The organism is Capnocytophaga sp. oral taxon 336 str. F0502 (assembly GCF_000411575.1).
In the GTDB taxonomy this organism is placed as follows: domain Bacteria; phylum Bacteroidota; class Bacteroidia; order Flavobacteriales; family Flavobacteriaceae; genus Capnocytophaga; species Capnocytophaga ochracea.
In genome coordinates, this window is record NZ_KE150491.1 from 279,949 (window position 1) to 286,137 (window position 6,189).

7 protein-coding genes and 1 tRNA gene are annotated in these 6,189 nt (G+C 36.8%); 3 read left to right on the forward strand and 5 right to left on the reverse strand.

Going from position 1 to position 6,189, the window contains the following annotated elements; genetic code table 11:
- The first annotated feature begins 18 nt into the window (after positions 1-18).
- Genes rsmA through HMPREF1528_RS09185 form a run of 3 tightly spaced genes read left to right on the forward strand, consistent with a single transcriptional unit; the run spans position 19 to position 2,592 of the window.
- Positions 19-792 (forward strand): 16S rRNA (adenine(1518)-N(6)/adenine(1519)-N(6))-dimethyltransferase RsmA, encoded by a 774-nt coding sequence (rsmA, locus tag HMPREF1528_RS09175; protein ID WP_016479533.1) that lies wholly within the window; start codon positions 19-21, stop codon positions 790-792.
- A gap of 27 nt (positions 793-819) precedes the next feature.
- Positions 820-2,175: a magnesium transporter gene (gene mgtE / locus HMPREF1528_RS09180; RefSeq protein WP_016479534.1), complete on the forward strand. Its 1,356-nt coding sequence runs from the start codon at positions 820-822 to the stop codon at positions 2,173-2,175.
- A 30-nt stretch (positions 2,176-2,205) separates the two neighbouring features.
- The gene (locus tag HMPREF1528_RS09185; RefSeq protein WP_002672089.1) at positions 2,206-2,592 is read left to right on the forward strand and encodes a hypothetical protein; all 387 of its coding nucleotides are present in this window, start codon (positions 2,206-2,208) and stop codon (positions 2,590-2,592) included.
- A gap of 43 nt (positions 2,593-2,635) precedes the next feature.
- Here HMPREF1528_RS09185 and HMPREF1528_RS09190 read toward each other — a convergent pair whose 3' ends face one another.
- The 5 genes from HMPREF1528_RS09190 to HMPREF1528_RS09210 all read right to left on the reverse strand — a co-directional run bounded on the left by HMPREF1528_RS09190 (position 2,636) and on the right by HMPREF1528_RS09210 (position 6,163).
- Positions 2,636-3,850 carry a bifunctional folylpolyglutamate synthase/dihydrofolate synthase gene (locus HMPREF1528_RS09190; protein WP_016479535.1) on the reverse strand — a complete coding sequence of 405 codons (1,215 nt, stop codon included), beginning with the start codon at positions 3,848-3,850 and terminating at the stop codon, positions 2,636-2,638.
- 109 nt (positions 3,851-3,959) lie between these two features.
- Positions 3,960-4,787 (reverse strand): energy transducer TonB, encoded by an 828-nt coding sequence (locus HMPREF1528_RS09195; RefSeq protein WP_016479536.1) that lies wholly within the window; start codon positions 4,785-4,787, stop codon positions 3,960-3,962.
- Between the two features lie 8 nt (positions 4,788-4,795).
- Positions 4,796-5,182: an ExbD/TolR family protein gene (locus HMPREF1528_RS09200; RefSeq protein WP_015782974.1), complete on the reverse strand. Its 387-nt coding sequence runs from the start codon at positions 5,180-5,182 to the stop codon at positions 4,796-4,798.
- 33 nt (positions 5,183-5,215) lie between these two features.
- Positions 5,216-5,920: a MotA/TolQ/ExbB proton channel family protein gene (locus HMPREF1528_RS09205; RefSeq protein ID WP_002672085.1), complete on the reverse strand. Its 705-nt coding sequence runs from the start codon at positions 5,918-5,920 to the stop codon at positions 5,216-5,218.
- Positions 5,921-6,088: 168 nt separating this feature from the next.
- Positions 6,089-6,163: transfer RNA gene (locus HMPREF1528_RS09210), tRNA-Val, on the reverse strand.
- Positions 6,164-6,189 lie beyond the last annotated feature (26 nt).

Genomic DNA, 6,189 nt, shown 5'->3' on the forward strand with positions numbered 1-6,189 from the left:
TTGCTGAAAGGTATATAAATGGAATTAGTAAAAGCAAAAAAGCATTTAGGGCAACATTTCTTAAAAGATTTGAACATTGCACAGAAAATAGCTGATACATTATCGCTAAAAAACTATAAAAAAGTAGTAGAAATAGGAGCTGGAATGGGCGTGCTTACTCAGTTTTTGCTCAAAAAAGACGTTGATGTGCACATAGTGGAAATCGATAAAGAATCGGTAGATTATTTGGAGGCAAATTATCCTGCATTAAGAGGAAAAATAATTGCCGATGACTTTTTGAAATATGATGTAGCGGGTTATTTAGCCGAACCATTTGCCATTATAGGTAATTTTCCTTATAATATATCTACTCAAATCGTTTTTAAACTACTTGAACTGCGAGAATACGTTCCTGAGTTTAGTGGAATGTTTCAGAAAGAGGTTGCCGAACGTATATGCGAGCACGAAGGTAGTAAAACGTATGGAATTTTGTCAGTTTTAGTACAGGCTTTTTATGAAACGAGCTATTTATTCACAGTTTCGGAGAGTGTTTTTAATCCTCCGCCCAAAGTAAAGAGTGGTGTAATACGATTAGTACGCAAAACTGATTTCCATTTAGATTGTGATGAAGGATTATTCTTTACCGTAGTGAAAACGGCTTTTAATCAACGGCGAAAAACCCTTCGCAACAGCCTAAAACCACTACTTACAGATGAGAATTTAAAACAAGACCCTATATTTGATAAGCGTCCTGAGCAATTGTCTTGGCAAGAGTTTGTTTTTATTACTAAAAAAATCAGTAATCAAGTTTGATAGCTAACGATTTGACGTCTTAAAACTATGACAACTTTTAAAATAACAGATGAACTCATTGAGAAAATCCATAAACTCATTGAGGAAAAACAAAATAAAGAACTTACAACCCTCTTAAATGATTTGCACTATGCCGATATAGCTGAAATCATTCACGAATTGGATATTGAAGAGGGGGTATACATCATTCGTTTAATTGATGCTGAGAAAACATCAGATGTACTCACAGAATTAGACGATGATTACCGTGAGAATATCTTAAAAAACCTTTCTGCAAAAGAAATTGCCGATGAAATCATCGAGTTGGACACCGATGATGCGGTGGATATCATCTCTGAATTGCCCGAAGATAGAAAAACAGAGGTTATTTCGCATATTACGGACGTAGAACACGCCAAAGACATCGTAGAATTACTTCGTTATGGCGAAGATACTGCGGGAGGACTAATGGCGAAGGAACTTGTAAAGGTAAATGAGAATTGGAATGTGCTAAAATGCGTAAAAGAAATGCGCGAACAGGCGGCTCACGTTACTCGTGTGCATTCTATTTATGTGGTAGATGATAATGATGTGCTTAAAGGACGACTTTCACTTAAAGATTTGCTTACTACTTCCACACGCTCAGAAGTGAAAGACATTTATATTCCAAAAGTAGACTATGTATACGTTACTGATACTGCCGAAGAGGTAGCTCACATAATGAGTAAGTATGACTTAGAGGCAATTCCTGTAGTTGATGAGATGAAACGCCTTGTGGGACGCATCACTATTGATGATGTGGTGGACGTGATAAAAGAAGAAGCTGAAAAAGACTATCAGTTGGCAGCAGGTATTACCAATGATGTGGAGGCAAGCGATAGTGTATGGAAACTTACCAAAGCGCGTTTGCCTTGGTTACTTATTGGAATGTTCGGAGGATTAGGTGCAGCGAGTATTATCAATGGTTTTCAGGATACGATGATGATTTACCCTATATTATTGATATTTATTCCGCTTATTCAAGCTACTGCGGGAAATGTGGGAGTACAATCATCGGCGATAATAGTACAAGGGTTGGCAAATAATTCTATCGATGGCGAACTTATCAAACGGTTGTTTAAAGAATTTCTATTAGGACTCATCAACGGAGGAACTATTGCAGGAATAGTGATATTAGTAAGCCATTTTGCTTTTCAAGCTGAGTATTTGGTAAGTATTACGGTAGCCATAGCACTCATTACAGTGATTGTAAATGCTGCTGTGATAGGCACTTTTATCCCGATACTTCTCCACAAGCGCGGTATTGACCCAGCGGTTGCTACGGGTCCGTTTATCACTACTAGCAACGATGTTTTAGGTATCTTGATTTACTTTTTTATTGCCAAAATGATATTAGGGTTTTAATGACATTATTGAAAATAAATATGTAAACTAATGTATACTATAAAGTCAAGTGATTTCTTCAAAAAAGGTGGAATTAATACAGCTTTAACAGCTATAGAAGTTGTAAAAAATATAGCAGATGATTATTCAAGTGATCATCGGCTATATGTCATTTATGCATTGAATTACAAAATAGAGTTTTCTTTTAATGAAAATACTTCTATTCATTATTTAATGGTAGAAAAATTTGTTGGAAAAGAAAAATATTTATCTCCTTACTGTATGTTTATAGATGATATGTCTATTTTTGATAAAACATTATCTGAAATAGTAGCAACCTATAAAAAAGAACCTAATGAATACCATAATATCACTATAGGAGACGCTGTTTTGTGTTTTGATAATGGAAAAGTAGATAGTTTATATTATCTTCCTTAGTTTCACTCGTTGATGAGAACTTCTAACTCGTTCCTAATACTTCTCACACCACTTCCGCAACTACAAACGTGCTTCCTCCAACAAAGATAAAGTCAGTGGGAAGCGCTTGTGCCTTAGCGGCATTTAAGGCTTCTACTACTGAAGAATATCTCTCCCCTTGGAGTCCTTTTGCAGTGGCAATTTCCTTTAATGTATCTACATTAAGTCCTCTTGCAATAGCAGGACTGCAAAAATAATAGGTAGCTTCTTTTGGGAAAAGCTCTAAAACACTATTTACATCTTTTTCTTTTACAAAACCTACTACAATATGAAGATGTGTATAGGTTTGCTTTTTGAGTTGTTCCATCACATAAGTAAGTCCTCCCACATTATGTCCTGTATCACATACGATAGTAGGGTCGGAGCCAAGGGTTTGCCAACGACCTTTCAGGTTTGTATTGTGCACCACGTGTAAAAGCCCTTGTGCAATATTCTCCGTAGTAATATCCCACCCCTGGTGGATAAGCAATTCGGTAACGGCTATTACTCCTTTGATGTTTTTCTCTTGATAAGCACCTTGAAGGTCGGTTGTAAGAGAAGTTTCTATGTGATTGGCAAAAATAATAGGAGCATTCATTTCTTTAGCTTTTGCTGTGAAGGCGGGAGCTGTCTCCTCTTGATATTCACTGATTACTACAGGCACATTTTGTTTGATAATACCAGCTTTTTCAAAAGCTATTTTAGGTAAAGTATCCCCTAAAATATCAGTATGGTCTTTAGAGATATTGGTAATAAGAGAAACTTCGGGAGTGATAATATTAGTGGAGTCAAAACGTCCTCCTAAACCTACTTCTATCACAGCGATATCTACTTTTTCATTCTCGAAATAGCTGAACGCCATTCCTACTGTCATTTCAAAGAATGAGAGGTGATATTCTTCCAAAAAGGGTCTGTTTTTAGCTATAAAACTTACCACATAGTCTTCGGGTATTTCCTTCCCATTAATTTTGATACGTTCGCGGAAGTCTTTGAGGTGTGGAGAGGTGTACAATCCTACCTTATATCCTGCCTCTTGTAGGATAGAAGCGAGCATACTGCTGGAAGAACCTTTTCCATTAGTGCCTGCGATATGCAAACTTTTGAATTTTGTTTGAGGATTTCCTAACACCGAAGTAAAGGTGAGGATATTATCTAATTTGTTGTTCAAAGCGGTTTTACCTTGTGTTTGAAACATTGGTAAGCGGTTGAACATCCACGAAAGTGTTTCTTGATAATTCAATGTTAAAGATAATTTTAGTTGTTGTACAATCAAAAATGAGATAATCAGTTATACTATAACCATTATCTCATCCTTGTTAATTATTAATTACCAATTATTAATTTATTTCTTATTCTCCGAGTTTAAAGTTGATAACAATAAAACCTACTTGACGTGCAGGAGCATTATCATCGGCGTTCCAGCGGTGCATAGCAGCTGTTTTTCGAGCAGCTTCCAGCAAACACTGAGCAGAGTTAGTAGTTCCTTTCACACCAGCAGTAGCTTTTACTACTTTACCACTACGGTCTACTTCTATTTGCACTACCACGCGTCCTTCTTCATTGCAATTTTGAGGTACTTTACCTTGTGAAGCAATAGTACGACCTTTCAGTCCCCAACCTTTGCCAGTACCATTACCACCTCCTGAGCCATAATAAGAATTAGCGTACTGGCTACCATCTATCTGTCCTTGATAACCAGGTTGGTTGCCATCTCCTTGTCCTGAGGTACCACTACCACCTGCATTGGCAGCTCCCAATATATTTGATAACGCATCCGAAGTTTCCCGTGAAGGTTTAGGAGCGGGTTTGGGACTCTCTTTTGGAGTGTCTTTTTTAGGTGTTTCTTTCTTTTTTTCTTTCTTTTTAGGTACTTCGGATACAGAAACTTCTTCGTTGTTATCTTGAGCCAAAAGGTTTTCCTTTACTTCTTGTGAAGTACTCTGTTCTGGTTGTGTTTGAGGAGGCGTTTTAGTTTCTTCCTGTTTAGCAGCACTTGGCGGAGGAGTGCGCTCGCCCATTCCTACCAAATCGACTCCATAAATAACCTCTACACCTTTTTCGGGCGGTGGATCTAAGTACTTCATTCCTGCAAAAAACAGTATGAGGATTACTAAACACATCACAGCCGTAGTGAGTGCTAATGATTTACGTTTATGTTCTGTATCGAATAAATTCATATACCTTTCTATTTTGGACGGACAGCCAAAATCACCTTAAATTGGTTTTGGTTTGCCACATCCATCACTGTTACCGCATTTTCAATAGGAACACTTTCCTCTACACGCAAAATGATAGTAGGATTTTCTACTCCATTGAGTGCTGATTTGAGCTCTGTATCGAGATTATCTACTGAAATAGGTTTCTTGTCAAGAAAATAGTTTAAATCTTTATCAATGCTTACTGAAACGTTTTGTGTGTTGGTGCTTTTACCTTTAGCTTTAGGTAATAACAAATCGAGTGCATTGGGGCTGTTGGCAGTAATCATAAAGAATATTAACAACAGGAACACAATGTCCGTCATAGACGACATACTGAACTCAGGACTTATCTTATTTCTACCTTTTAATTTCATAATTAATTATTAGATGAGAGTAGTTTTTAAGACCTATAGAGGTTCGTTTAACAAGTCTAAGAATTCAACAGCATTGGCTTCCATTAGGTGTACCACCTTATCAGTTTTTACTACTAAGTGGTTGTAGCCTACATAAGCAATAATTCCTACTATAAGCCCTGCTACGGTAGTTGCCATCGCAGTGTAGATACCACTTGCTAATGACCCCATCTCTGCCTGACCGCCTGCTGAAGCCATTTCGTGGAATGACATAATCATACCAACAACTGTGCCTAAGAAACCAATCATAGGTCCTGCTCCCGCAATAGTGGCGAGAATAGCCGTATTCTTTTCAAGATTGTAGACCTCTAAAGTACCTGCATTTTCAATAGCTTTATTAATATCTTCAAGGGGTTTACCTATACGAGAGACCCCTTTTTCAATAAGGCGTGCTACAGGAGTATTGGATTGTACACAAAGCATTTTAGCAGCATCTAAGCGCCCAGCTGAGATACAATCACGTATTTTATACATAAAAGTTTTATCCATCTTAGAAGCTGCCTTAATAGCAAAAAGGCGTTCAAAATAGAGAAAAAGAGCTACAGCGAGCATCACAAATAAAATACTAATAATAATGATACTCCCCATACCACCATCTAGAATCAGTTCCATTATAGAAAGGGTTTTCTCTTGTACTGCGACGGGAGCAGTGTCGGTTGCAGTAGTCGCAACGTCTACAGAAGTTTGTAATCCTAACATATTATTTTTGTTTTTCTGTTTAAAAATATTGCAAAAGTAAGAAATAATTATCAATAGACAATTATTAATTAATAATTAACAATTTATAAAATTATAAATACTTGATAATCATTTGTTGTTTAAATGAATAATTAACAAAAAAAGCTACTCAGTACTGAGTAGCTTTTGTGGACTCTACTGGATTCGAACCAGTGACCCTCTGCTTGTAAGGCAGATGCTCTGAACCAGCTGAGCTAAGAATCCTTTTTAATTATGAAAACAACAATAAA